Annotated in this window: 22 protein-coding genes; 11 read left to right on the plus strand and 11 right to left on the minus strand. The window is 54.9% G+C overall.

The genetic code is table 11. The features are described from left to right. Positions 1-214 precede the first annotated feature (214 nt). The 4 genes from dbpA (at position 215) to yebF (ending at position 2,787) form a co-directional block, all read left to right on the plus strand. Positions 215-1,597 (plus strand): ATP-dependent RNA helicase DbpA, encoded by a 1,383-nt coding sequence (dbpA, locus tag FCL49_RS00375; protein WP_012145528.1) that lies wholly within the window; start codon positions 215-217, stop codon positions 1,595-1,597. A gap of 88 nt (positions 1,598-1,685) precedes the next feature. Beyond that, a complete protein-coding gene (locus tag FCL49_RS00380) occupies positions 1,686-2,009 on the plus strand; it encodes a YebG family protein (protein ID WP_174351971.1) in 324 nt (107 codons plus the stop codon). A gap of 39 nt (positions 2,010-2,048) precedes the next feature. After that, positions 2,049-2,357 (plus strand): N(4)-acetylcytidine aminohydrolase, encoded by a 309-nt coding sequence (gene yqfB / locus FCL49_RS00385; RefSeq protein WP_174351972.1) that lies wholly within the window; start codon positions 2,049-2,051, stop codon positions 2,355-2,357. A 70-nt stretch (positions 2,358-2,427) separates the two neighbouring features. Beyond that, the gene (yebF, locus tag FCL49_RS00390) at positions 2,428-2,787 is read left to right on the plus strand and encodes a protein YebF (protein ID WP_174351973.1); all 360 of its coding nucleotides are present in this window, start codon (positions 2,428-2,430) and stop codon (positions 2,785-2,787) included. Between the two features lie 93 nt (positions 2,788-2,880). On the opposite strand, the gene FCL49_RS00395 is transcribed toward yebF, so the two are convergent. The 5 genes from FCL49_RS00395 to mdtH form a co-directional block, all read right to left on the minus strand. Further along, positions 2,881-3,444 (minus strand): lipoprotein, encoded by a 564-nt coding sequence (locus FCL49_RS00395; protein ID WP_174351974.1) that lies wholly within the window; start codon positions 3,442-3,444, stop codon positions 2,881-2,883. A gap of 138 nt (positions 3,445-3,582) precedes the next feature. Continuing rightward, positions 3,583-5,223, minus strand: coding sequence for an ABC1 kinase family protein (locus FCL49_RS00400; RefSeq protein WP_174351975.1), 1,641 nt, complete (start codon positions 5,221-5,223; stop codon positions 3,583-3,585). Positions 5,224-5,251: 28 nt separating this feature from the next. Further along, positions 5,252-5,899 (minus strand): glutaredoxin 2, encoded by a 648-nt coding sequence (gene grxB, locus FCL49_RS00405; protein WP_174351976.1) that lies wholly within the window; start codon positions 5,897-5,899, stop codon positions 5,252-5,254. A gap of 129 nt (positions 5,900-6,028) precedes the next feature. Then, positions 6,029-6,277, minus strand: coding sequence for a hypothetical protein (locus tag FCL49_RS00410; protein WP_153860077.1), 249 nt, complete (start codon positions 6,275-6,277; stop codon positions 6,029-6,031). An 86-nt stretch (positions 6,278-6,363) separates the two neighbouring features. Continuing rightward, positions 6,364-7,569: a multidrug efflux MFS transporter MdtH gene (gene mdtH, locus FCL49_RS00415; protein ID WP_174351977.1), complete on the minus strand. Its 1,206-nt coding sequence runs from the start codon at positions 7,567-7,569 to the stop codon at positions 6,364-6,366. A 345-nt stretch (positions 7,570-7,914) separates the two neighbouring features. On the opposite strand from mdtH, the gene rimJ reads away from it, so the two are divergent. The 4 genes from rimJ to murJ all read left to right on the plus strand — a co-directional run bounded on the left by rimJ (position 7,915) and on the right by murJ (position 11,725). Next, positions 7,915-8,499 carry a ribosomal protein S5-alanine N-acetyltransferase gene (gene rimJ, locus FCL49_RS00420; RefSeq protein ID WP_174353424.1) on the plus strand — a complete coding sequence of 195 codons (585 nt, stop codon included), beginning with the start codon at positions 7,915-7,917 and terminating at the stop codon, positions 8,497-8,499. A 9-nt stretch (positions 8,500-8,508) separates the two neighbouring features. Next, positions 8,509-9,150, plus strand: coding sequence for a YceH family protein (locus FCL49_RS00425; RefSeq protein WP_174351978.1), 642 nt, complete (start codon positions 8,509-8,511; stop codon positions 9,148-9,150). Then, the gene (locus FCL49_RS00430; protein ID WP_174351979.1) at positions 9,147-10,067 is read left to right on the plus strand and encodes a Gfo/Idh/MocA family protein; all 921 of its coding nucleotides are present in this window, start codon (positions 9,147-9,149) and stop codon (positions 10,065-10,067) included. Before FCL49_RS00425 ends, FCL49_RS00430 begins: the two co-directional genes overlap by 4 nt. A 122-nt stretch (positions 10,068-10,189) precedes the next feature. Next, entirely contained in the window at positions 10,190-11,725 is a 1,536-nt protein-coding gene (gene murJ / locus FCL49_RS00435) for a murein biosynthesis integral membrane protein MurJ (RefSeq protein ID WP_174351980.1), read from the plus strand. Positions 11,726-11,797: 72 nt separating this feature from the next. On the opposite strand, the gene argS is transcribed toward murJ, so the two are convergent. Then, positions 11,798-13,528 (minus strand): arginine--tRNA ligase, encoded by a 1,731-nt coding sequence (argS, locus tag FCL49_RS00440; protein ID WP_174351981.1) that lies wholly within the window; start codon positions 13,526-13,528, stop codon positions 11,798-11,800. Between the two features lie 904 nt (positions 13,529-14,432). Between argS and FCL49_RS00445 the strand changes: the two genes are divergently transcribed. Next, positions 14,433-14,996, plus strand: coding sequence for a VOC family protein (locus tag FCL49_RS00445; RefSeq protein WP_174351982.1), 564 nt, complete (start codon positions 14,433-14,435; stop codon positions 14,994-14,996). Here the strand turns inward: FCL49_RS00445 and FCL49_RS00450 are convergent. Then, a complete protein-coding gene (locus FCL49_RS00450) occupies positions 14,993-16,144 on the minus strand; it encodes a MalY/PatB family protein (protein ID WP_174351983.1) in 1,152 nt (383 codons plus the stop codon). The two genes, FCL49_RS00445 and FCL49_RS00450, sit on opposite strands and share 4 nt — an antisense overlap. Before the next feature lie 101 nt (positions 16,145-16,245). Here FCL49_RS00450 and cutC point away from each other — a divergent pair, with 101 nt between their 5' ends. Both cutC and FCL49_RS00460 read left to right on the plus strand, forming a co-directional pair. Next, entirely contained in the window at positions 16,246-17,004 is a 759-nt protein-coding gene (cutC, locus tag FCL49_RS00455) for a copper homeostasis protein CutC (protein ID WP_135316891.1), read from the plus strand. Positions 17,005-17,405: 401 nt separating this feature from the next. Beyond that, positions 17,406-17,903 carry a hypothetical protein gene (locus FCL49_RS00460; RefSeq protein WP_217434301.1) on the plus strand — a complete coding sequence of 166 codons (498 nt, stop codon included), beginning with the start codon at positions 17,406-17,408 and terminating at the stop codon, positions 17,901-17,903. A gap of 60 nt (positions 17,904-17,963) precedes the next feature. Here FCL49_RS00460 and cmoB read toward each other — a convergent pair whose 3' ends face one another. The 4 genes from cmoB to FCL49_RS00480 form a co-directional block, all read right to left on the minus strand. Then, entirely contained in the window at positions 17,964-18,935 is a 972-nt protein-coding gene (gene cmoB, locus FCL49_RS00465; protein ID WP_174351984.1) for a tRNA 5-methoxyuridine(34)/uridine 5-oxyacetic acid(34) synthase CmoB, read from the minus strand. Next, on the minus strand, positions 18,932-19,675 hold the full coding sequence (cmoA, locus tag FCL49_RS00470; protein WP_174351985.1) for a carboxy-S-adenosyl-L-methionine synthase CmoA: 744 nt from the start codon (positions 19,673-19,675) through the stop codon (positions 18,932-18,934). Before cmoA ends, cmoB begins: the two co-directional genes overlap by 4 nt. A 102-nt stretch (positions 19,676-19,777) precedes the next feature. Further along, positions 19,778-20,173: an MAPEG family protein gene (locus FCL49_RS00475; RefSeq protein WP_099064274.1), complete on the minus strand. Its 396-nt coding sequence runs from the start codon at positions 20,171-20,173 to the stop codon at positions 19,778-19,780. Positions 20,174-20,275: 102 nt separating this feature from the next. Continuing rightward, positions 20,276-21,091: a DUF72 domain-containing protein gene (locus tag FCL49_RS00480; protein WP_174351986.1), complete on the minus strand. Its 816-nt coding sequence runs from the start codon at positions 21,089-21,091 to the stop codon at positions 20,276-20,278. Positions 21,092-21,140 lie beyond the last annotated feature (49 nt).

Here is a 21,140-nt window from a genome sequence, read left to right on the forward strand (position 1 = left end):
TAACGCGGTCTGATAATGGGCCAGTAGTATATACGAAAACGTTTGCGTGTGAAGCCGAAGGCCATCCGGCACCGTTATGGCGGCCAAAAACTGCCCAGGGTGGCTTTTTTTATGCGTGAAATCCGTAATTCACCCTATCTCTGTTATCATCTGCGGCTGATTCGGTGCTGCCTTGAGCGCGCCGCCATTCCATTTGCCATAAAGAGTTATCGCCGTGAGCACAGTATCCTTTTCTTCCCTGCCGCTGCCAGCCGAACAGTTGGCCAACCTCAACGAACTGGGGTATGCCGAAATGACACCGGTGCAGGCCGCCGCACTGCCCGCCATCCTGAATGGGCAGGACGTACGTGCCAAAGCAAAAACCGGCAGCGGTAAAACGGCGGCGTTCGGCATCGGTTTGCTGGACAAAATTAACGTCGCCCAAGTGGCTGCGCAGGCGCTGATCCTGTGCCCGACGCGTGAGCTGGCCGACCAGGTGAGCAAAGAACTGCGCCGTTTGGCGCGCTTCACCCAGAACATCAAAATTTTGACCCTGTGCGGCGGCCAGCCGATGGGGCCGCAGCTTGACTCGCTGGTGCACGCCCCGCATATCGTGGTGGGGACGCCGGGACGCATTCAGGAGCACCTGCGCAAGAAAACGCTGGTACTGGACGAATTGAAAGTGCTGGTGCTGGACGAAGCTGACCGTATGTTGGACATGGGCTTCGCCGATGACATCGATGACGTGATCAGCTACACGCCGCCACAGCGCCAAACGCTGCTGTTCTCGGCAACCTATCCGAGCGGTATTGAACGCATCAGCGCACGCGTGCAGCGCAGCCCGTTAAATGTGGAAGTGGACGACGGTGAAGAACAAACCACCATCGAACAACGCTTCTACGAAACCACCCGCGATCAGCGCCCGGCAGTGCTGGTATCGGCAATTCGCCATTACCAACCTTCTTCCTGCGTGGTGTTCTGTAACACCAAGCGTGACTGTCAGAGCGTATATGAGGCGCTGGAATCTCGCGGCATTAACGTGCTGGCGCTGCATGGCGATCTGGAACAGCGCGATCGTGACCAGGTGCTGGTGCGTTTTGCCAACCGCAGCTGCCGCGTGCTGGTAGCGACCGACGTCGCCGCGCGCGGCCTGGATATCAAAGAGCTGGAGCTGGTAGTCAACTACGAGCTGGCATTTGATCCGGAAGTTCACGTACACCGTATCGGTCGTACCGGCCGTGCCGGTTTGAGTGGCAAGGCGATCAGCCTGTGTACGCCGCAGGAAATGACGCGCGCACATGCCATTGAAGACTATTTGCAAACCAAGGTTAAGTGGGCACCGGTGTCTGAGCTGAGCGGGGCGGGCAATACCACGCTGGAAGCCGAAATGGTCACCCTGTGCATCGACGGTGGGCGCAAGGCCAAAATCCGTCCAGGCGACATTCTTGGCGCATTGACCGGCGATGCCGGGCTGACGGCGGCGGAAGTGGGCAAGATCGACATGTTCCCGGTGCATGCCTATGTGGCGATCCGCAAGGAAAGCGCCCGCAAGGCATTGCAACAGCTTCAGCAGGGCAAAATCAAGGGTAAGAACTGCAAGGTGCGGTTGTTGAAATAAGTCGCGTCAGGGGTGCGCTTGCATCCCTGCGTAAAATCACCTTATACTGTATAAAAATACAGTATTCTAACCTTTGAGGAATGCACACATGGCCGTAGAAGTTAAATATGTGGTGGTGAGAAACGGTGAGGAAAAGATGACTTTCGCAACCAAGAAAGAAGCCGACGCTTACGACAAAATGCTGGATCTGGCGGATAGCCTCGGTGAATGGCTGCAGCAGTCACCCCTGACTCTGGATGATGAGCAGCGTGAAGGGCTGAGCTTCTTCCTGGCGGAGAATAAAGACGTGCTGGGGCAAATTCTGCGTGGCGCTGCGCCGACAGAAGCACCCAAGAAAACCGCCAAAGTGAAAACGGAAAAACCTGTCGCTACCACTAAAGAGGGATCTGCGTCAGAAAAGCAGGCAGCATAATGACTTATGTTGCGGCAATGTGATGAAAAAGGATCTAGAATGAGCCGTGGAATAACTTTCTTCAGTCGCTTTGAGCCAGACATTCTGGCCGGGCGCAAGACCATTACCATTCGGGATGCCAGTGAGTCCCACTTTCAGCCCGGTGAGGTATTGCGCGTAAGCCGCAATGAAGACAACGTATTTTTCTGCCAGATTGAAGTGCTGTCAGTCACACCGGTGCGCCTGGACGGGTTAACCGAGCAGCATGCCCGGCAGGAGAATATGTCGCTCAGCGAACTGAAGCAGGTGATCAAGGAAATCTATCCGGGGCTCGATGAGCTGTTTGTCATCACCTTCGCCAAACGCTGATCTTTAGCCAGACCAGTTGTGAGCCAAGGGCCAGCGCCTGCGGATAGCGTTAATCACAACTGGAGGGAATATGAAAACAACGGGACTGAGTTTGGTGGTAGCACTGTTGGCCATGGCGGGGTTAACCACCACGGTGCAGGCGCAGGAGCAACGTAGCGCCAAAGTCGCGCAATGCGCGGGCCTGCAACCGGCGGACGTTGCCGCTCAGGTGAAACGCGATTTTCTGCAAAACCGCATCACGCGCTGGGAAGCTGATAAAAAGCTGCTGGGCACGGCCACCCCGATAGCCTGGATCAGCCCGGAAGCCATTACCGGTAAAGATGCCGTCTGGCAGGTTCCTTTAACGGTTCGCGGCACCAAACAGGATAAAACCTATAACGTGGTCCTGGACTGTAACGCCGGCAAGATTACCTACAGCGAACCACAGTAATAGCGCAAGTTTCAGCGGGGGCCGGTATGGGTTACCTGACTGGAAATACTCAGCCCGCCTTATCAGCGGGCTTTTTGTTGCAAACTACGGGCCTTAGTCGGTGAACGGGATCACCAATTCGCCCGGTTTCACTTCCAGTCCTTTCGCCAGTTTCTTGGCCATCGCCTCGGTTTTACTGTTATCCGGGTTCAGCACGTAGGCCGGCTTTTGGTCGAAGTAGGATTTCAGCGACTGATTCAGGTAAGGCGTCAGCGCCTTCATCACCGTCTGCATTTTCTCCGGCTGCACGCTATAGTCGGTCAATTCCATGTCCTTCAGGAATACCGCGCCTTGCTCACGGTCATAGACCGGTTGTGCCTTCAGCGTCAGCTTCAGATCCGCAGTCTGCGGGCCGAGGATCGAGGTAATATTCACTTTAGCATCGCCGGAAAGGGTGACTTTGCCCGGTTCGCTACGGCCAATTTGGCTCTGCAACTGCGTCAAAACGATATTGGCGTCGAGTAATCCCGGCACGCCGATCTGCTTCTGGTAATCATTATGCTTTTGCAGGTAATCGTTCACTTCCTGCTCGCTAAGTGTGTATTGGGTCAGTTGATTGCAGCCGACCAATGCGCCAACAAATGCCAGGGCTGCCACACCCATCATAATTTTTTTCATAAGTACTCACGTGTAGGGGGCCTATCTATCCGCCCCGATTGACATGGGCGCAGTATACCGCGCCACTTTCAGAACATGGGATAATATTGATAATGCGCGGGAAACTGCTCACGACCTATCGGATAACGCCGAAACTGCTCAGCGGCGCAAACGCAATGCCAGCAACAATACGCCCCCCAGACAGGCTAGCGCACCCAGTGCCGGAAACAGCGGAATGCCCCAAAGCCGCACCGAGGATTGCATCAGGTAGGGCGCCAGACCCAGCGTGAAGGCGGCGGTCACTATGGCAATGGCCAGGGTGACGGCAGCCCGCTCCAGCGCCTGACTTAGCTGGCTGATGTTCTTGAGGTTGATATCGGCACTGATTTGCCCGCGTTTTAGTCGGCGCATCAGCAGACGCAGGGTTTGCGGAAGTTCTTCACCCGCGTCCAGTGCTTCACCGCCCAGCGCCAACATCCGCCGACGCACCGCTTCGGGGGTATAACGCTGCAGCATCACCTGTTGCAGCATGGGTTTCAGGGTGGCGATGATATCGAAGTTGGGATCCAGCCGGTGCAACACGCCATCTGCGGTGATTAACGCCTTGAACAGCAACACCAGATCCGGCGGCAACGCCAACTGATGTTCACGCGCCATCACCAGCAGGTCGGTTAACGCCTTACCCAGCGTCAGGGTTGCCGAAGCCTGCTTATCGAGAAAGTTTTGCGCCGCCAGTTCCAAATCCAGCAGATCCAGAGGATCGCTGTCCGACCAGGCGATCAAGGTATTGACGATACCGCCGGACTCCCGCTCGGCAATGGCCTGCAGCAACAGCAGTAACTGATTACGCCGCCGTTCGGAAAGTTGGCCGACCATACCGAAATCGATAAAGCCGACGCGGTTATCCGCCAGGGCCATCACGTTGCCGGGGTGCGGATCGGCGTGATAAAGCCGGTGCTCCAGCACCATTTTCATAAAGGCCTGCGCGCCGCGCCGTGCCAGAAGCGGGCCATCAAAACCGGCGGTTGCCAATTGCTGTGGATTTTCCGGCGCGATGCCGGGCAGAAACTCCTGCACCAGCAGACGTTTCGACGACCATTGCCAATAAATTTTCGGTATTACTACCTCGGGCTGTTGAGCAAATTGCTGCGCTACCCGTTCACAATTATTGCCTTCGTGAGTCAGGTCCAGCTCGTGATTAAGCGCGGTTGCCAGCGCACGTACCATCTGGCGCGGCCGGTAGCGGGCCAGTGCCGGGCTTTGCTGTTCCACGGTTTCCGCCAGATAGGCCAGCAGGCGCAAATCGGCGTGAATGGTTTTTGCCAGGCCAGGGCGCAAGACCTTGATCACCACGGCTTCACCGCTGTGCAAACGGGCGCGATAAATCTGTGCCATCGATGCGGCGGCCAGTGGGGTTTCATCAAACTCGGCGAACAGTTGGTGTGGGTCACCACCCAAATCGGCGGTAATATGCGGTGCCAGTTCGCTCCAGGCCAGGGTTGTCGCCTGGCTGTGCAGGCGATCCAGTTCGTCGGTCCAACTTGAGTCCAACAGGTCTGAGCGGGTCGCCAGGATCTGGCCGAACTTGACGAAGGTTGGCCCCAGCGCTTCCAGTGCGGCGCGCAAGCGTTGCGGCAAGGTTTGGTTATCTTGTGGCTCACCGCCGCCTTCACCGCCGCTTAGCAGGGTGCTCAGACCCAGCAGGCGAATCACATCCTGCAGGCCGTAGCGGATCAGCACCGCGGAGATTTCTTTCAGTCTCGCCCGATCGCGGGCGGTAACCAGCACCATTTTCAACATTTGCGCGCTATATCCTTATTGCGGAGGATCACTGTTCCATATCGAACAGCAGCGGAATATCACTGCGCTGCGCCATACGGTTACGATAGGCTTCGACGCTATCCGGCAGCGTAAGCCCGGCGACGATCGACAGCGAACGCAGCAGTGGGAACAGATGAATATCGTCCTCCGACAGGCTGCCATTGACGGCTTCAGGGGAAACAATCAGCCCGGAAAGCACCTGCAGATCGGCTTCCAGTTGAGCGATCAGATCGGCACTGTCGGCCAGATGGGTGGAAAATTCACCGATCGAGGCTTGTTTCTTGTCGGTAAAATACTGACGGGCGCTGTCGGTGGCGAACTCTTCGAAATCCGCGTTGGCAAAGCGTGGCAGCAGCAAGTTGAGGCTGTAGCTACCGACCCGTTGTAGCCAGTCGGCGATCGCCGGGTTGGTTTTACCGGTCAGCAGGGGGTTACCGTCGAGTTGATCGACGTAATGCACGATATCCATGCTTTCCGGCAGGAAACTGCCGTCGTCTTTTTGCAGAATGGGGGCCATTTTCTTGCCAATCATGCTGACAGGCGTAGCTTCATCGTCGTTGAGCAGGGTGACCAGGCGGACGGGCAGATTTTTCAGGCCAAAAATCATGCGGGCTTTAACGCAGAATGGGCAATGATCGTAGATAAACAGTTTCATGCTTGCTCCCGTTGTCAGGTTTTAACAGCAATAGTTATCACAGCATACTGAGGCTGTCGCGAAGAGTTCTTGTTGGAAGGTGCGTTATTGTTGGATGGCCCGCGCAAAATACGCGGGCCAAAGCAGGCGTTATTTTTTGGTTGGAACCGAATTGATCACTTCTATCAGGTGGATACGCGCCTCTTCCAGATCGATTTTATCCCGCTCGTTGCTGGCGTTGACTATCTGTAACTGCTTGATGATGTCGCTCTTCAGGTCGGCATTCCCAGCAATGATATGGGCCAGCGCTTTTTCTACCAGAGTTGAGCGTGCGTACAGCATGCGCAGGTTCAGTACCATGTGCTCGAGTAACTGCGGTAATTTTGATTCATCGGTCATCGCCAACTTCTCCTGTTTATGTTTTTACTATCAGGATAGCAGCTATGGCAAATTCGGCTGATTTTCTGGCAACTTAGAGAAAAACCTTAGCCCCCGGGGGCAATCGCCGGTGCGCTGCTGCGCGGGTTGAACTGCCAGTAAAGGGCGAACAGGGTAATAAAGCCCACGATACCCAGCAGTATCCACGGCAGTTCCGGCATGTTCATCGAGTGGCCGGTGTCGTACATCCAGCCGCCGCCGGTGTAACCCAGTGCGCCGCCCAATGCCAGCCCCAGGCGGCTGAACCCCATGTAGCTGCCGCGTGCGCGGGGATCGGCCAGCGAAGCGCTGAGGGTTTCACGCGCGGGCTCGGCGATGATCGAACCGAGATAGAAACAGCAGATCAGAGTAAACACGCCCTGCAGACTGGTTGCCAGCCCAACCGGCATCAGGCTGAGGGTCATCAGCAGCAGGCCGGCCATCAAGCGCTGTTCCAGCCGAAAACGTTTTTCGCTCCAGCGAGCCAGTGGGTACAGAAGTGACAGCGACAGCGCGGCTTCGATGGCATACATCCATTTTACCGCCGTGGGTGAACCGGCAATTTCATTGACCACGATCGGCAGCATCAGCATCACCTGTACCGACAGCATGTAGTAGCCGGTCAGCGTCAGCACGTAGGTCAGGAAACGGCGGTCACGCAGTACGCGCATCATGCCTTCCTTCATTGGGGTGCGGACGGTAGAAATACGGTATGCCGGCAGCAGCCAGGCGTTCCAGCCCGCAGCCAACACGAAAATGCCCGCGCCGACCCAGCAAACGAAGTGGAAATCATATTGCAGCAGCCAACTGCCGATCAGGGCGCCAATCACCGCCCCGGCACTGTCCTGCATCATTAACAGGGAGTAAAAACGGCCACGCTCATGCGGACGGGTGAGCTTAATCACCAGCGCGGTGCGCGGTGGGTCAAACAAGGTGCCACCGAGGGCGGAAAGGGCGCAGGAGAACCACAGCAACCAGGGCTGATCGGCCATGGCCATGGTGGCGAAACCGGCTGCGCGCATCAGCATGCCAGTGACGATCATCGGTTTGGCGCCAAATCGGTCGGCGATTGCCCCGCCAAAAATGCCCAATCCCTGTTGGATTAATTGCCGCAAACCCAGTGCGGCACCGACCACTACGGCCGCCCAGCCAAGCTGATCGACAAAGCGAATCGAAATAAGTGGAAAGACCACAAAAAAGCCTAAAACCACTAACAGGTTATCGAGTAATAGAAAATACTTACCCAAGCTCCGAGCTTGCGATACCAGAGACATGCTTCACCACGAGCAATTAAGGGGGAGAGGAGTGCGACCGCCCTAGTTTGTACCCATTCCCGGATTGCCGATAGGGGCGAGGAAGATAATATTTTTTTATCGTCAATACGTTACCTGCACGGCAAAACAGCACGAAAATAGCCGTAAAATGGCCAATCGCTTATTTACTGAGCTGTCGGGATTTTACCTCCGGGGCAGGCTACGGTTATATTAAATGAGGGTAAGTGCGGTTCTGCGCCGCTGTTTAAAAAATAATGGCCCAGGATAGGTTCGTCGCAGGATGAATATCCAGACATGCGCCCAATAAATACTTCTTATCGAACCGTTCTGACCGCGGGGGAAATGATGTTTGGCTACCGCTCTGCATCACCAAAAGTACGCCTCACCACCGACCGGCTGGTTGTCCGTTTAGTTCATGAACGCGATGCCTACCGGCTGGCGGAATACTATGCCGAAAACCGAGCCTTCCTTAAGCCATGGGAACCGGTCCGGGATGAAAGCCATTGTTATCCTTCCGGCTGGCAGGCACGGCTGGGGATGATCACCGAAATGCAAAAGCAGGGCAGCGCCTACTATTTTATCCTGCTTGATCAGGAAGAACATGAAGTGCAGGGCGTGGCGAACTTCAGCAACGTGCTGCGCGGTTCATTCCATGCCTGTTTCCTCGGTTATTCACTGGCCGAAAAATGGCAGGGGCAAGGGCTGATGTATGAAGCGCTGCAGTCCGCTATCCGCTATATGCTGCGTCAGCAGCGGATGCATCGCATTATGGCCAACTATATGCCGCATAATCAGCGCAGCGGCGCGTTGTTGACCCGCCTGGGATTTGAACGTGAAGGTTATGCCAAGGACTATCTGCTGATTGACGGGCAGTGGCAGGATCACGTACTGACGGCATTAACCAATAAAGAATGGCTACCGCCACGCTGAGGCCAGAAAATGAAATATGAATTAAGCGCTAAAGAAGCCAGGGTGATTGGCTGCCTGCTGGAAAAGCAGGTGACTACCCCGGATCAGTATCCCCTTTCCCTCAATGGCATCCAGCTTGCCTGTAACCAGAAAACCAACCGCGAGCCGGTGATGGAACTGACGGAAAGTGAAGTGCAGCAAATTCTCGACCTGTTGCTAAAGAAACATTTTCTGCGCACCCTCAGCGGCTTCGGCAATCGCGTGGTCAAGTATGAGCACCGCTTCTGTAATTCGGAGTTCGGCCAGCTAAAACTGTCTGCCGCCGAGGTGGCGGTGGTTGCCACCTTGTTGCTTCGTGGCGCGCAAACTCCCGGTGAACTGCGCACCCGCACTAACCGCATGCATGAGTTTAATGACGTTACTGAAGTGGAGCAGGTACTGACGAATCTGAGCGCCCGAGAGGATGGCCCCTTTGTAGTGCGTCTGGCGCGCGAGCCGGGCAAGCGTGAAAGCCGATTTATGCATTTGTTCTGCGGCCAGATTGACGAGGCCCCGGCAGAAGCAGAGCCGGGCAATGACACTGAATTGAGCCAGCGCGTCAGCGTATTGGAAAACGAAGTGGCACAGTTAAAACAGCAAGTGCAGGCGCTTTTGCTGCGGGAGAGCGAATGACTAAATTACGCGTTGGCGTCGTGGGGTTGGGCGGTATTGCACAAAAAGCCTATTTGCCAATCCTGAGCCAGGCGGCGGACTGGACGCTGGTCGGCGGTTTTTCCCCCAACCAGCAAAAGGCACAACCGCTCTGCGACAGCTATCGGATGGCCTGTTTTTCCGGGCTGGACACTTTGGCCAGGCAATGCGATGCGGTGTTCGTGCACAGCAGCACCGCCAGTCATTTTCAGGTGATTAGCGAATTACTGCGTTACGGCGTTCATGTCTATGTCGACAAGCCGCTGGCGGAGACGGTTGAACAAGGCGAGCAGTTGATCGCCCTGGCTGAAAAGCAGGGCAAAACGCTGATGGTGGGTTTTAACCGTCGTTTTGCGCCGTTATATCGTCAGTTGAAGCAACAGATGCAGCAACCGGCATCGATTCGCATGGACAAACACCGTGCCGACAGCGTCGGGCCAAACAGCCTGCGCTTTACCCTGCTGGACGATTATCTGCACGTGGTGGATACCGCGCTGTGGCTGGGTGGCGATGGGGGGAAATTACTCAGCGGTAGCCTGCGAGCCACGGCGGCCGGTGAGTTGATGTATGCCGAGCATCATTTTGAGTGCGGTGAAACGTTGGTGACCACCAGTATGCATCGCCGCGCCGGCAGCCAGCGCGAAAGCGTGCAGGCAGTAACCGACGGCGCAGTCTATCAGTTGAGCGATATGCGCCAGTGGCTGCGGGAAGACTCACAAGGCGTGCTGGAGCAACCGGCACCAGGCTGGCAGACCACCCTGGCACAGCGCGGCTTTGACGGTGCAGTTCGCCATTTTATTACTTCTGTCAGCAACCAGACGCTGCCGGAAACCGCCGGAGAGCAGGCGATTGCTGCTCAAAGGGTGATTGAAAAACTGCTGCGCGATGCCGGATTATAAGGTAACCCCATGTAACATATGGCGGTAGCTATTCTGCCGCGGATGAGTAAACTTAGCCGATAGTTTTACTGACGCCTGCTGATGCAGGCGTCGACATTTACAGGGCACATCAGAAAAACCACATGAACCTACTAAAATCGTTGGCCGCCGTCAGCTCTATGACGATGTTTTCGCGGGTGCTGGGCTTTGCCCGTGACGCTATCGTGGCGCGGGTGTTTGGCGCCGGTATGGCAACAGATGCCTTCTTCGTGGCGTTCAAACTGCCCAACCTGCTGCGGCGCATTTTTGCCGAGGGCGCATTTTCTCAAGCCTTTGTGCCGATCCTGGCCGAATATAAAAGCCAGCAGGGTGAAGAAGCGACGCGCACCTTTATCTCCTACGTTTCCGGGCTGTTGACGCTGATACTGGCGTTGGTCACGGTGTTGGGGATGCTGGCCGCCCCCTGGGTTATCTACATTACCGCACCGGGCTTTGTCGATTCACCGGACAAATTTGCTCTGACATCGTCGCTGTTGCGCGTTACCTTCCCCTATATTTTGCTGATTTCGCTGGCCTCGCTGGTCGGCTCGATCCTCAATACCTGGAACCGTTTTTCGATCCCGGCGTTTGCGCCAACCCTGCTGAACGTCAGCATGATCGGTTTCGCGCTGTTTGCCGCGCCATACTTCAATCCACCGGTGATGGCGCTGGCCTGGGCGGTGGTGGTCGGTGGGGTGCTGCAACTGGGTTATCAACTGCCGCACCTGAAGAAGATCGGCATGCTGGTGCTGCCGCGTATCAAACTTGGTGATGCCGGGGTATGGCGCGTGATGCGTCAGATGGGGCCGGCGATTTTTGGCGTTTCGGTTAGCCAGATTTCACTGATTATCAACACCATTTTTGCCTCGTTCCTGGTCTCAGGATCGGTTTCCTGGATGTACTATGCCGACCGTCTGATGGAGTTTCCTTCCGGGGTGTTGGGTGTGGCATTGGGCACTATTTTGTTGCCGTCGCTGGCAAAAAGTTTCTCCAGCGGTAACCACGACGAATATTCCCGACTGATGGACTGGGGTTTGCGTCTGTGCTTCCTGCTGGCGCTGCCGAGTGCTATCGCGCTGGGTATTTTGGCCAAGCCGTTGACCGTTTCGTTGTTCCAGTACGGCAAGTTCAGTGCCTTTGATGCCGCCATGACTCAGCGTGCGCTGGTGGCCTATTCGGTCGGGCTGATGGGGTTAATCGTGGTCAAGGTGTTGGCACCAGGCTTCTATTCGCGCCAGGACATTAAAACGCCGGTTAAAATCGCCATCATCACGCTGATTTTGACTCAGGTGATGAACCTGATGTTTATCGGCCCGCTGAAACATGCCGGGCTTTCGCTGTCGATCGGTCTCGGGGCCTGCCTTAACGCTTCGCTGCTGTACTGGCAGTTGCGTAAGCAGAAGATTTTCCACCCGCAGCCGGGTTGGGCGATGTTCCTGACCAAGCTGGTGATCGCGGTGCTGGTGATGTCGGTGGTGCTGGTCGGCGTGATGTGGCTAATGCCTGCCTGGGATCAGGGCAATATGCTGGAGCGTTTGCTACGGCTGGCGGTCGTGGTGGTCACCGGCGTGGTGGCTTACTTTGGCGTATTGGCTGGGCTGGGCTTCCGGCCACGGGACTTTGCCCGCCGGGTGGCGTAACGGATATTGCCGTCGTCAAAGCATAAAAAAGGGTCGCCATGGCGACCCTTTCTCGTATTCAACCCCGAGAGGTTACATACGTTCGACGGTTTCGATACCCAGCGTATCCAGACCGGCTTTCAAGGTTTTGGCGGTCAGCAGTGCCAGTTTCAGGCGGCTCTGACGCGCTTCTTCGCTGTCTGCATTGAGGATCTGGCAGTGCTCGTAGAAGCCGGAGAACAGGCCCGCGAGGTCGTACAGATAGCTACACATCACGTGCGGGGTGCCTTCGCGCGCCACTGTGGTGATCACTTCTTCAAACTGCAGCAGACGGGTTGCCAGCGTGATTTCACGCTCTTCGGTCATCACCAGTGGCAGGGTCAGATTGCTTTCATCGACACCGGCGCGTTTGAACACCGAGGCCACGCGGGTATAGGCATACTGCATATAAGGTGCGGTATTACCTTCAAACGCCAGCATATTGTCCCAGTCGAAGATGTAATCGGTGGTCCGGCTTTTTGACAGGTCGGCATATTTTACCGCACCGATGCCAACCGCATTGGCCAGGCTCTGCATTTCTTCTGCCGGCATATCCGGGTTTTTCTCGGCGATCAGTTTGCCGGCGCGATCCACCGCTTCATCCAGCAGGTCGGACAGTTTCACCGTGCCGCCTGAGCGGGTTTTGAACGGCTTGCCGTCTTTACCCAGCATCATGCCGAACATGTGGTGTTCCAGCGACAGCGAGTCCGGTATATAGCCGGCTTTGCGCACGATGGTCCAGGCCTGCATCAGATGTTGGTGCTGACGCGAGTCGATGTAATACAGCACACGATCGGCGCCCAGAGTTTCATAACGGTATTTGGCACAGGCGATATCGGTAGTGGTGTACAGGTAGCCGCCATCCTTTTTCTGGATGATGACGCCCATAGGCTCGCCGTCTTTATTTTTGTATTCATCGAGGAATACCACGGTGGCGCCTTCGCTTTCCACCGCCAGGCCCTTGGCCTTGAGATCGGCAACAATCCCCGGCAGCATCGAGTTGTACAGGCTTTCACCCATCACGTCGTCTTCGGTCAGGGTGACGTTCAGACGGTTATAGGTCAGCTGATTTTGCGCCATGGTGATGTCGACCAGCTTGCGCCACATCTTCAGACAGTACTGATCGCCGCCTTGCAACTTCACCACATAGGCGCGAGCGCGTTCGGCAAAATCGGCGTCTTCGTCATAGTGTTTCTTCGCTTCACGGTAGAACTGTTCCAGGTCGGACAGATCCATATCGCTGGCGTTCTCGTTCTGCATTTTTTCCAGATAGGCGATTAACATGCCGAACTGGGTGCCCCAGTCGCCAACGTGGTTAGCGCGGATCACCTTATGGCCCAGGAACTCCTGGGTACGTGCGGCGGCGTCACCAATAATGGTGGAGCGCAGGTGGCCGACGTGCATTTCTTTCGCCACGTTGGGGGCAGAGTAGTCAATAACGATGGTCTGCTGTTTGACCGGCGCAATATCCAGTTTTGGCGCGCTCAGCACGCGATCGGCTTGCTGGGCAACCCATTCGCTGTTCAGGAAAATATTGATAAAGCCGGGGCCGGCGATTTCCACTTTGCTGGCGACGACGCCGAGGTCAAGCAGTTGCACCACTTTTTCCGCCAATTGGCGCGGCGGCATGCCGAGTTTTTTGGCGACGGACATCACGCCATTGGCCTGATAATCACCGAACTGTGCTTTGGCTGATTGACGGACCTGCGCTTCGCAATCGGCTGGCGCGCCTGCGGCAATCAGCGCCTGGCTGACTTTATCTGAAAGAAGAACCTGAATATTCACCGGGTTACCTTAATGACGAACGAGGGGCCGTATGCCATGCCCCTGCGGGATTCAAAGGTGGTTTTTTTGGCTGCGCGTCAACACGGCGGCCCACCACAAAACAGCCTGTAATTGTAACTGATTTGATGGGTGACGTCAGCAGTTGGCGCGGGAGGATTAGGTGAAAGTCCTGGTTCATTAATGCCCGCCAGCAATGAGTTGCGGTGGCAGAGTGAACGGCATACGAGAAAAAACATGGAGGGGATAAATTGGAATCAGCAGAACTAGTGTTTTTTGTTTCTGCGACCAGCATCCAGCGTGTTATTGCGACGTGATTTAAAATGACGATATATCGCATAGGCAGCAATAACTACCAATAGCAAAGAAACTATTAAAAGGAACATAAGTGATTATCTCTGACTCAATTTTCACTAAAGTAGCTCAATTGATATTTTCAAGCAATTACCGCGCTAGTGTTTAGGAAGATTCTCATGCCTGATTTATTGCAAAGCCTTTAGTTAACAAGTTGTTGATGCTTCTGTTTTAATGGACATTCATTCCGAATCGTTTTTTTACTACGTATGAATTAACTATTTCTTAAGCATTTATGAATGTTGGCAGTGGTGAATTATTTGGCTTAATAAGTTAGCAATATCTTCAGTGCTCTGGTCATAAGAAAAAGCTATAAACTTATGCCATAGCCTTTGTCGGGAATTAAAGGCTGGAAAAGTAAAATCTGCAGTGTAATAAAAAACGAGAAAATTATTCTTTTGTGCTTTTTATGTTCAGCAAATAGCCACTTTATCTTGGCGTTCTATTTGAGAGCAAAAAATATTAACTTGCCGCGTCAGCCGGGTGGCTAGCAGCGCCTCAGACGTGTAAATTACCCCTCCTGAAAACCGCTTTCCGCAGTATCGAGGATGCTATGACCACTTTCCCGGCGATGGCCGAACTTGACGATTTAGCGCTGGATTTACCCCGCTTTGAACTGGCGCTGTGCCGGTTTGCCGAAAAGCTGCATTTGGATTTGTCCCAGTTTACGGCGGATCATATCTCGGTACGTTGCCATCAAAACACCACGGCCGATCGCTGGCGGCAGGGGTTTGAACACTGTGGCTCATTGCTGTCAGAGTCGATGATAAATGGTCGCCCTATATGCTTGTTTGATCTCCAGCAACCGCTCAAGGTCGGGCCATGGTTGATCGACTGCGTGGAGCTGCCTTATCCCGGCGATAAACGTTATCCGCACGAGGGCTGGGAGCATGTGGAGCTGGTGCTGAGTGGCGAACCGGCCACCTTGTATGCGCGGGCGTTGAGTCATCTTCCCGATGAAGCGTTGCTGGCACCTGGGATCAAATTGAAGCAGAGTTCACCCCAGGGTGAGGGCGAACGTTTGCCTAACCCGACGCTGGCGATCACCGATGGGACGGTGACTATTAAATTTCATCCTTATTCCATCCGGGAAATCGTCGCCAGCGAGCAAGCCTAATTTGGCATCCGCGATTGGGTCGCCAGCATCATGCGATCCAGTGCCTGAGTCAGCAGTTCGCGCCGACAACCGAAATTCAAACGGACGAAATGGCGGTTGCCAAAATCCAGCCCCGGACTTAACCCGACGCCGGCCTGTTCAAAAAAGGCGTGCGGGTTATCGACCGCCAGTTGGCTACAGTCAATCCAGGCCAAATAAGTGGCTTCAACGGGCTGTAGCAACAGACCGGGCATGGCATTAATACGCTCGGTCACCAAATCGCGGTTGGCGCGCAGATAAATCAACAGCGCGTCCAGCCAGTCTTGGCCATGCTGGTAGGCGGCCTGGGCGGCAACCAGCGCCAGTACGTCCACCTCCGGCACGATGCCGCTGCGAGCACGGGCCAGCTTCTGGCGTAACTGCGGGTTGGGAACAATCGCCAGCGAGGCGCCAAGACCGGCAATGTTGAAGGTTTTTGACGGTGACATCAGCGTGATGCTGCGCTGGGCGGCGTCTTCATTCAGGGTGGCAAAGGGGATGTGCTCGCAGCCGGGTTCCAGCAACAGGTCACAATGAATTTCGTCCGAACAGACTGTCAGCTCATGGGCCAGGGCAAATTCATGGTGCAGCAATAGCTCTTGCCTGCGATAAACCGTACCGCCCGGATTTTGCGGGTTGCACAACAACAGTAGTTTCTCTTTACCACTGAGCTGCCCGGTAATGGCGCTGAAATCCAACAGCCAGCGACGGTCGTGCAGCGTCAACGGTACTGGCAACTGGGTGCGTCCGGCAAATTTCGCTGCTTTGCGAAACGGGGGGTAAATCAGGGAGGGTGCCAGAGTGCTTTCGCCCTCAGAGGTAAAAGCGCGCACGCATAAATTAAGACCGCAAACCAGACCGGGCAGGAAAATCAGCCATTCGGGGTTGATACGCCAGCCGTAACGTTCCAGCATGCGGCGGGTAAAAATCTCAATAAGTTCGGGTGAAGGATGGCTGTAGCCGAATACCGCATGTGCTACGCGCTGCTGTAATGCGTCGATGATGGCCGGTGGTGACGGGAAATCGGTATCGGCGACCCAGAGTGGAATAATGTCGCGGTCGCGATATTTATCCCACTTAACGCTGTCACTGTGACTACGGTCTACCCATTGATCAAAATTGAATGCCATAGTTACTACCCTGTGTAGGCTGATACCTCTTTATCAGCCTAAGAGATAAATTGAAAAATTAACAATTGCCGTCGCAGGTTAGCCGTCATCTGGGGGTGACAATGATAAAACTGGAAGTTTGTTGCTATAGCGTCGATTGCGCGCTGACGGCTGAGCGGGCAGGTGCCGATCGCATAGAATTGTGCTCCAGCCCGAGCGAGGGCGGTTTGACACCCAGCTACGGCTCATTACGCCTGGCGCGCGACAGAGTCAGCGTGCCGGTGCATCCTATTATTCGTCCGCGCGGTGGGGATTTTTGCTACGGTGCGGTAGATTTTGATGTGATCAAGCATGATATTGCACAGATCCGCGATATGGGTTTTGCCGGTGTGGTGGTCGGCATGCTGGATGAAGAAGGGCATATCGACCTGCCGCGCATGCGCGAAGTGATGCGCTTGAGTGGCAATATGGCGGTGACCTTTCATCGTGCATTTGATATGTGCCAGAACCCGATGGTCGCGCTCAGTCAACTAACTCAGTTGGGCGTGGCGCGGATCCTGACTTCCGGCCAGCAGCAAAATGCGGAGCTGGGTTTACCCTTGCTGCGTGACCTGCTGCAGGCCAGTCAGGGGCCGGTCATTATGGCCGGTGCCGGCGTGCGCTTGAGCAATCTGCATAAATTTGTCGATATCGGTATTCAGGAGCTGCACAGTTCATCCGGTCATGCGGTGCCTTCGACCATGCGTTATCGCAAAGCCGGCGTGACCATGTGTTCAGACAGTGAGTTTGATGAATTTAGCCATTATTGCGTGGATGGCGAAATGGTCGAAGCCATGAAAAACTCGCTGGCATTGGTCGATCCCTTGGCGCAAACCGCATAGCTAAGCCGCTTTCAGACTGAAAGGTCGATTGGCCAGTAAATGAACACCATAACCCGGCAAGTTGCCGGGTTTTTTACATTTATAAATCAATATGATATCGAACAAAATCCTCCATATCGTCCTGCCATGGCTGGCACAAACGTCCTGGCGCGACCGCCTACTTCCTGATGCAGTAACCTTTGCTACGAGCCACGTTGAATGGCCGAATTCATCCTAGGGAAACTGTGTAGTTAAGGAGGAAACATGAAGTTCTATTTTATTTGCCTGCTGGTGGCATGCCTTTCATTATCCGGCTGTGTCGCAGCCTATTATCGCTAAGGAGAGCGTATGCGTTTTCTGATTATTTTATGCCTGGTCTGCAGCCTAAGCGCCTGTGCAACGCTGTATTACCGGTGAACATCATGAGATTGTTAACTGCTATTGCGATACTAATGTTGACGGGATGCGTCTCAGTCTATGGGCCGACAAAAACCGGTAATCAACCCACCGAGGGCAGCGCAGCCGTTGTTCCGAACTCGCCTGATGCGGCAAATACCCAGCTAATCGGCAATAGAAAACCCGATGAACTGCTTGATCGGGTGGGGGCGGTTCTTGCTGCAAAAGGGATAACCCCAACGCTGACGGATCGTCGACTGGGCGTTGTCGGGGTCACGGGTAACGATACCGAGCTGGCCGCGCTTTATTTGGATTGTGCCGTCCAGACCACCCCTTCAAATCTGACGCAGGAGTACCGAATTCTGATTCAGGTCTATTCTGCCGGGGAAGGCAGCCATGTCATGGTGCAGGTTAGTGGTGTGGCGGGGCTGACCACGCCGGACGGTAATGACAAGGTTAAACCTTTTGAATGCCAATCCAGCGGGGTGCTGGAAAAGGATTTACTGGAAGCCTTGCGAAAGTAACTGAGGATGGCGTCATCACCTCGCTGGCATAGGAGGTGATGACGCTGTTTTCATTTTGGCTTAAGGTTTTTTCGCCACCAATACGGCACGCAGCGGAGCAGGGTAGCCTTCGATGGTTTTACCCGGATTGTCAGGATCGAGGAACTCGGCCAGTGACTCGCTGGTCATCCAGTCGGTGCGGCGTTGCTCTTCAGTGCTGGTCACACACATGTCGGCGATTTTCACGTCGACGAAACCGCACTTCTCCAGCCAGCACTTCAGCGCTTCGGCAGACGGAATAAAATAGACGTTCCGCATTTGCGCGTAGCGATCGCCGGGCACCAATACCTGATTGCGGTCGCCTTCTATCACCAACGTTTCCAGCACCAGTTCACCTTCGTTAACCAATTGGTTTTTCAACTGGTAGAGGTGATCCAGCGGCGAGCGGCGGTGGTACAGCACACCCATCGAAAATACCGTATCGAAGGCGGCCAGTTCCGGCAGTTGTTCAATGCCGAGCGGCAACAGATGAGCACGCTGATCGCCGCCCAACAGTTTACGCACCGCTTCGAACTGACACAGGAACAGCTGCATCGGGTCGATGCCGACCGCCAGATGTGCCCCAGCGCCAAGCATGCGCCACAGGTGATAACCGCTGCCGCAGCCGACATCAAGAATGGTGCGACCGGCCAGCGGTGAAATGTGCGGTAAAACGCGATCCCATTTCCAGTCGGAATGCCATTCGGTGTCGATATCGATGCCATACAGCGAGAACGGCCCTTTACGCCACGGCATCATGGTGCGCAGCATCTTTTCGATGCCTTCCAACTGACCTGGCGACAGAGGGGGGGCCATCTCGGCACGCACGCCGTCCAGTAAATCCAGACGGGTTGGCGTCAGTGCCGGCAGGTGTTCAACCGAATTAAACCACTGTTTGAACTTGCCGTGCAGTGACTCACGCTGCCAGGCGCTAAGCTGCGCGGGCAGGGTATCGAGCCAGTGACTGAGGTTGCCTTTTGCGATGCGTTGATAAAAATCACCAAACTCAATCATGCTGCTGCCCCCGATTTCAGGGCGATCAGTGAACCGAAGTTAAAGCACTGGAACCAGACTTCGGCATGTTCAAAACCGGCCTGCTTCAAACGCGTTTTGTGGGCATCTACGGAGTCGGTCAGCATGACGTTTTCCAGCATGCTGCGCTTCTGGCTGATTTCCAGTTCGCTATAGCCGTTGGCGCGTTTAAAATCGTGGTGCATGTTGAACAGCAACTCGCCGACGTCGGCATCTTCAAAACTGAATTTCTCCGACAGTACCAGTGCACCGCCCGGACGCAGTCCGCGATAAACCTGTTCCAGCAGGCGCAGCCGGTCAGCCGGCTCCAGGAATTGCAGGGTGAAGTTCAGCACCACCATCGAGGCGTTTTCGATTTTGATATCGAGAATATCAGCCTCAATCACTTCTACCGGGGTGTCGGCGCGGAAGGCGTCAATATGGCGGCGGCAGCGTTCCACCATCGCCGGGGAATTGTCGACGGCAATGATGTTACAACCCGCCACCTTGATATTCCTTCGCATCGACAGCGTTGCGGCGCCCAGTGAACAGCCGAGGTCATACACCTGGCTGCCTGGCTTAACGAAACGTTCGGCCAGCATGCCAATCATCGAAATGATATTGGAATAGCCGGGAACGGAACGCTGGATCATGTCAGGGAACACTTCAGCGACGCGTTCGTCGAAGGTCCAGTCGCCCAGTTTGGCGATTGGGGCAGAAAAAAGAGTATCGTGGTTTGGCATGGCGGCAAATCAGTTCAGAATTCGAAGGCGCATATGCTAACAGAAAATGGCAAGAAAGAGCAGCGGAAGCAGGCGGCGTAACCGCCTGAGGTCGTGCAGGGATCAATGAAGGCTGAAAATAATATCCCACGGCAGATAGAAAATATTGGCCAGCACCATTAACACCAACGAAAGGTAGGTGGCCGTCATGCCGGAACGACGCCAGCGGACTTCACGATTGCGTAAACCGTAATAATGCACCAGACGGCCGGCCATCAACATCAGGCCACAAATATGGATCATCCAGACTTCAGCGCCGTTCATCTCCATGATCACCAGCAAAACGGCGGCGATAGGAATGTATTCTACGGCATTGCCGTGAACGCGGATGGCGGTTTGTAGCTCGTAAAATCCGCCGTCTCCGTAAGCGACACGGTATTGCATCCTTAGCCTAACCACGTCATAAGATAGTTTGATCAACAACAGTGCGCCGAGCACGACATAAAGCGCGCTTACCATTTTTAACTCCATTCCCTAACCAAAACTGGCAGCCAGCATCATAGCCGCCATTGCATTCACTGTCGCGAGGAAAAATCTGATGTTATTGGTCAGATTAATAGGTCAAAACAGTGCATCCTGCTCGGGCCAGTCAGGTGGCGGTGGCAAATTCGGAATAGCCTGATGCAGTTGCTGCCAGATTTTCTGCGCCTGTTGCGGGGAATCGCCGTTATCCGGCGTATGGATAAACAAGAAGGGCTGATGCCGGGATTGCCAACTGGGCAGTTTCTGTTGCCAGGCGTCGAACCAGCGCAGGTTATCCTGCAACACATCGCCACCGATAAAACGTACCAGCGGATTGTTGGCGGTGACCAGCGCATGCACCGGCAGCTTGGGCTTTTTCTGCTGTGCATCGCGCACTGCTGCGCTGTTGGGCACGGCGTGATGCACCGGTCTGCTGTCAAGGATCACGCGGTTGATACCCCGCTGATGCAACCCCTGATTCAACAGTCGCTCTTCTTCACCCTTGCCAAAGAATGCCGGGTGGCGTACTTCCACCCCGTAGGTAAACTCTTTTGGCAAGGCGTCAAAAAATTGCCACATCGCCGGTAGCTCCGCCGGGCCGAACGCGGCGGGCAGTTGCAGCCAAAGTTGGCCGATGCGCTGATGCACCGGGCTCAGGCATTGGTAAAAGGCTTGTACATTGGCGTCACAGTTGCGTAGTGCCGCCTGATGACTGATGGTGGCGGGAAATTTAAAACAGAAGCGAAAATCATCGGTGGTCATGTCGCGCCAGCGCTGGACTATTTCCAGTTTTGGTAACGCGTAGAAGGTGGTATTGCCTTCCACGCAGTTAAAGTAGCGGCTGTAATCCGCCAGATCGCGCAGCCCGATACGGTTCCAGGCCGGGTGTTGCCACTGTGGGAGTCCGATATACATCAAGCTGGCATCTTCCTTAATTATCCCTGACAGTCAAACGCGGGCGCAG

It is taken from the genome of Serratia proteamaculans, assembly GCF_013337185.1.
Lineage (GTDB): Bacteria > Pseudomonadota > Gammaproteobacteria > Enterobacterales > Enterobacteriaceae > Serratia > Serratia proteamaculans_D.

Coding starts and splice junctions, on each gene's coding strand:
- FCL49_RS00400 (WP_174351975.1), bottom strand. CDS start 5,223: ATGTTGAAAATGGTGCTGGTTACCGCCCGCGATCGGGCGAGACTGAAA.
- FCL49_RS00380 (WP_174351971.1), top strand. CDS start 1,686: ATGGCCGTAGAAGTTAAATATGTGGTGGTGAGAAACGGTGAGGAAAAG.
- FCL49_RS00460 (WP_217434301.1), top strand. CDS start 17,406: ATGAGATTGTTAACTGCTATTGCGATACTAATGTTGACGGGATGCGTC.
- FCL49_RS00410 (WP_153860077.1), bottom strand. CDS start 6,277: ATGACCGATGAATCAAAATTACCGCAGTTACTCGAGCACATGGTACTG.
- yqfB (WP_174351972.1), top strand. CDS start 2,049: ATGAGCCGTGGAATAACTTTCTTCAGTCGCTTTGAGCCAGACATTCTG.
- FCL49_RS00425 (WP_174351978.1), top strand. CDS start 8,509: ATGAAATATGAATTAAGCGCTAAAGAAGCCAGGGTGATTGGCTGCCTG.
- FCL49_RS00480 (WP_174351986.1), bottom strand. CDS start 21,091: ATGTATATCGGACTCCCACAGTGGCAACACCCGGCCTGGAACCGTATC.
- FCL49_RS00395 (WP_174351974.1), bottom strand. CDS start 3,444: ATGAAAAAAATTATGATGGGTGTGGCAGCCCTGGCATTTGTTGGCGCA.
- rimJ (WP_174353424.1), top strand. CDS start 7,915: ATGTTTGGCTACCGCTCTGCATCACCAAAAGTACGCCTCACCACCGAC.
- FCL49_RS00445 (WP_174351982.1), top strand. CDS start 14,433: ATGACCACTTTCCCGGCGATGGCCGAACTTGACGATTTAGCGCTGGAT.
- FCL49_RS00430 (WP_174351979.1), top strand. CDS start 9,147: ATGACTAAATTACGCGTTGGCGTCGTGGGGTTGGGCGGTATTGCACAA.
- grxB (WP_174351976.1), bottom strand. CDS start 5,899: ATGAAACTGTTTATCTACGATCATTGCCCATTCTGCGTTAAAGCCCGC.
- cmoB (WP_174351984.1), bottom strand. CDS start 18,935: ATGATTGAGTTTGGTGATTTTTATCAACGCATCGCAAAAGGCAACCTC.
- FCL49_RS00450 (WP_174351983.1), bottom strand. CDS start 16,144: ATGGCATTCAATTTTGATCAATGGGTAGACCGTAGTCACAGTGACAGC.
- cutC (WP_135316891.1), top strand. CDS start 16,246: ATGATAAAACTGGAAGTTTGTTGCTATAGCGTCGATTGCGCGCTGACG.
- yebF (WP_174351973.1), top strand. CDS start 2,428: ATGAAAACAACGGGACTGAGTTTGGTGGTAGCACTGTTGGCCATGGCG.
- cmoA (WP_174351985.1), bottom strand. CDS start 19,675: ATGCCAAACCACGATACTCTTTTTTCTGCCCCAATCGCCAAACTGGGC.
- FCL49_RS00475 (WP_099064274.1), bottom strand. CDS start 20,173: ATGGTAAGCGCGCTTTATGTCGTGCTCGGCGCACTGTTGTTGATCAAA.
- murJ (WP_174351980.1), top strand. CDS start 10,190: ATGAACCTACTAAAATCGTTGGCCGCCGTCAGCTCTATGACGATGTTT.
- mdtH (WP_174351977.1), bottom strand. CDS start 7,569: ATGTCTCTGGTATCGCAAGCTCGGAGCTTGGGTAAGTATTTTCTATTA.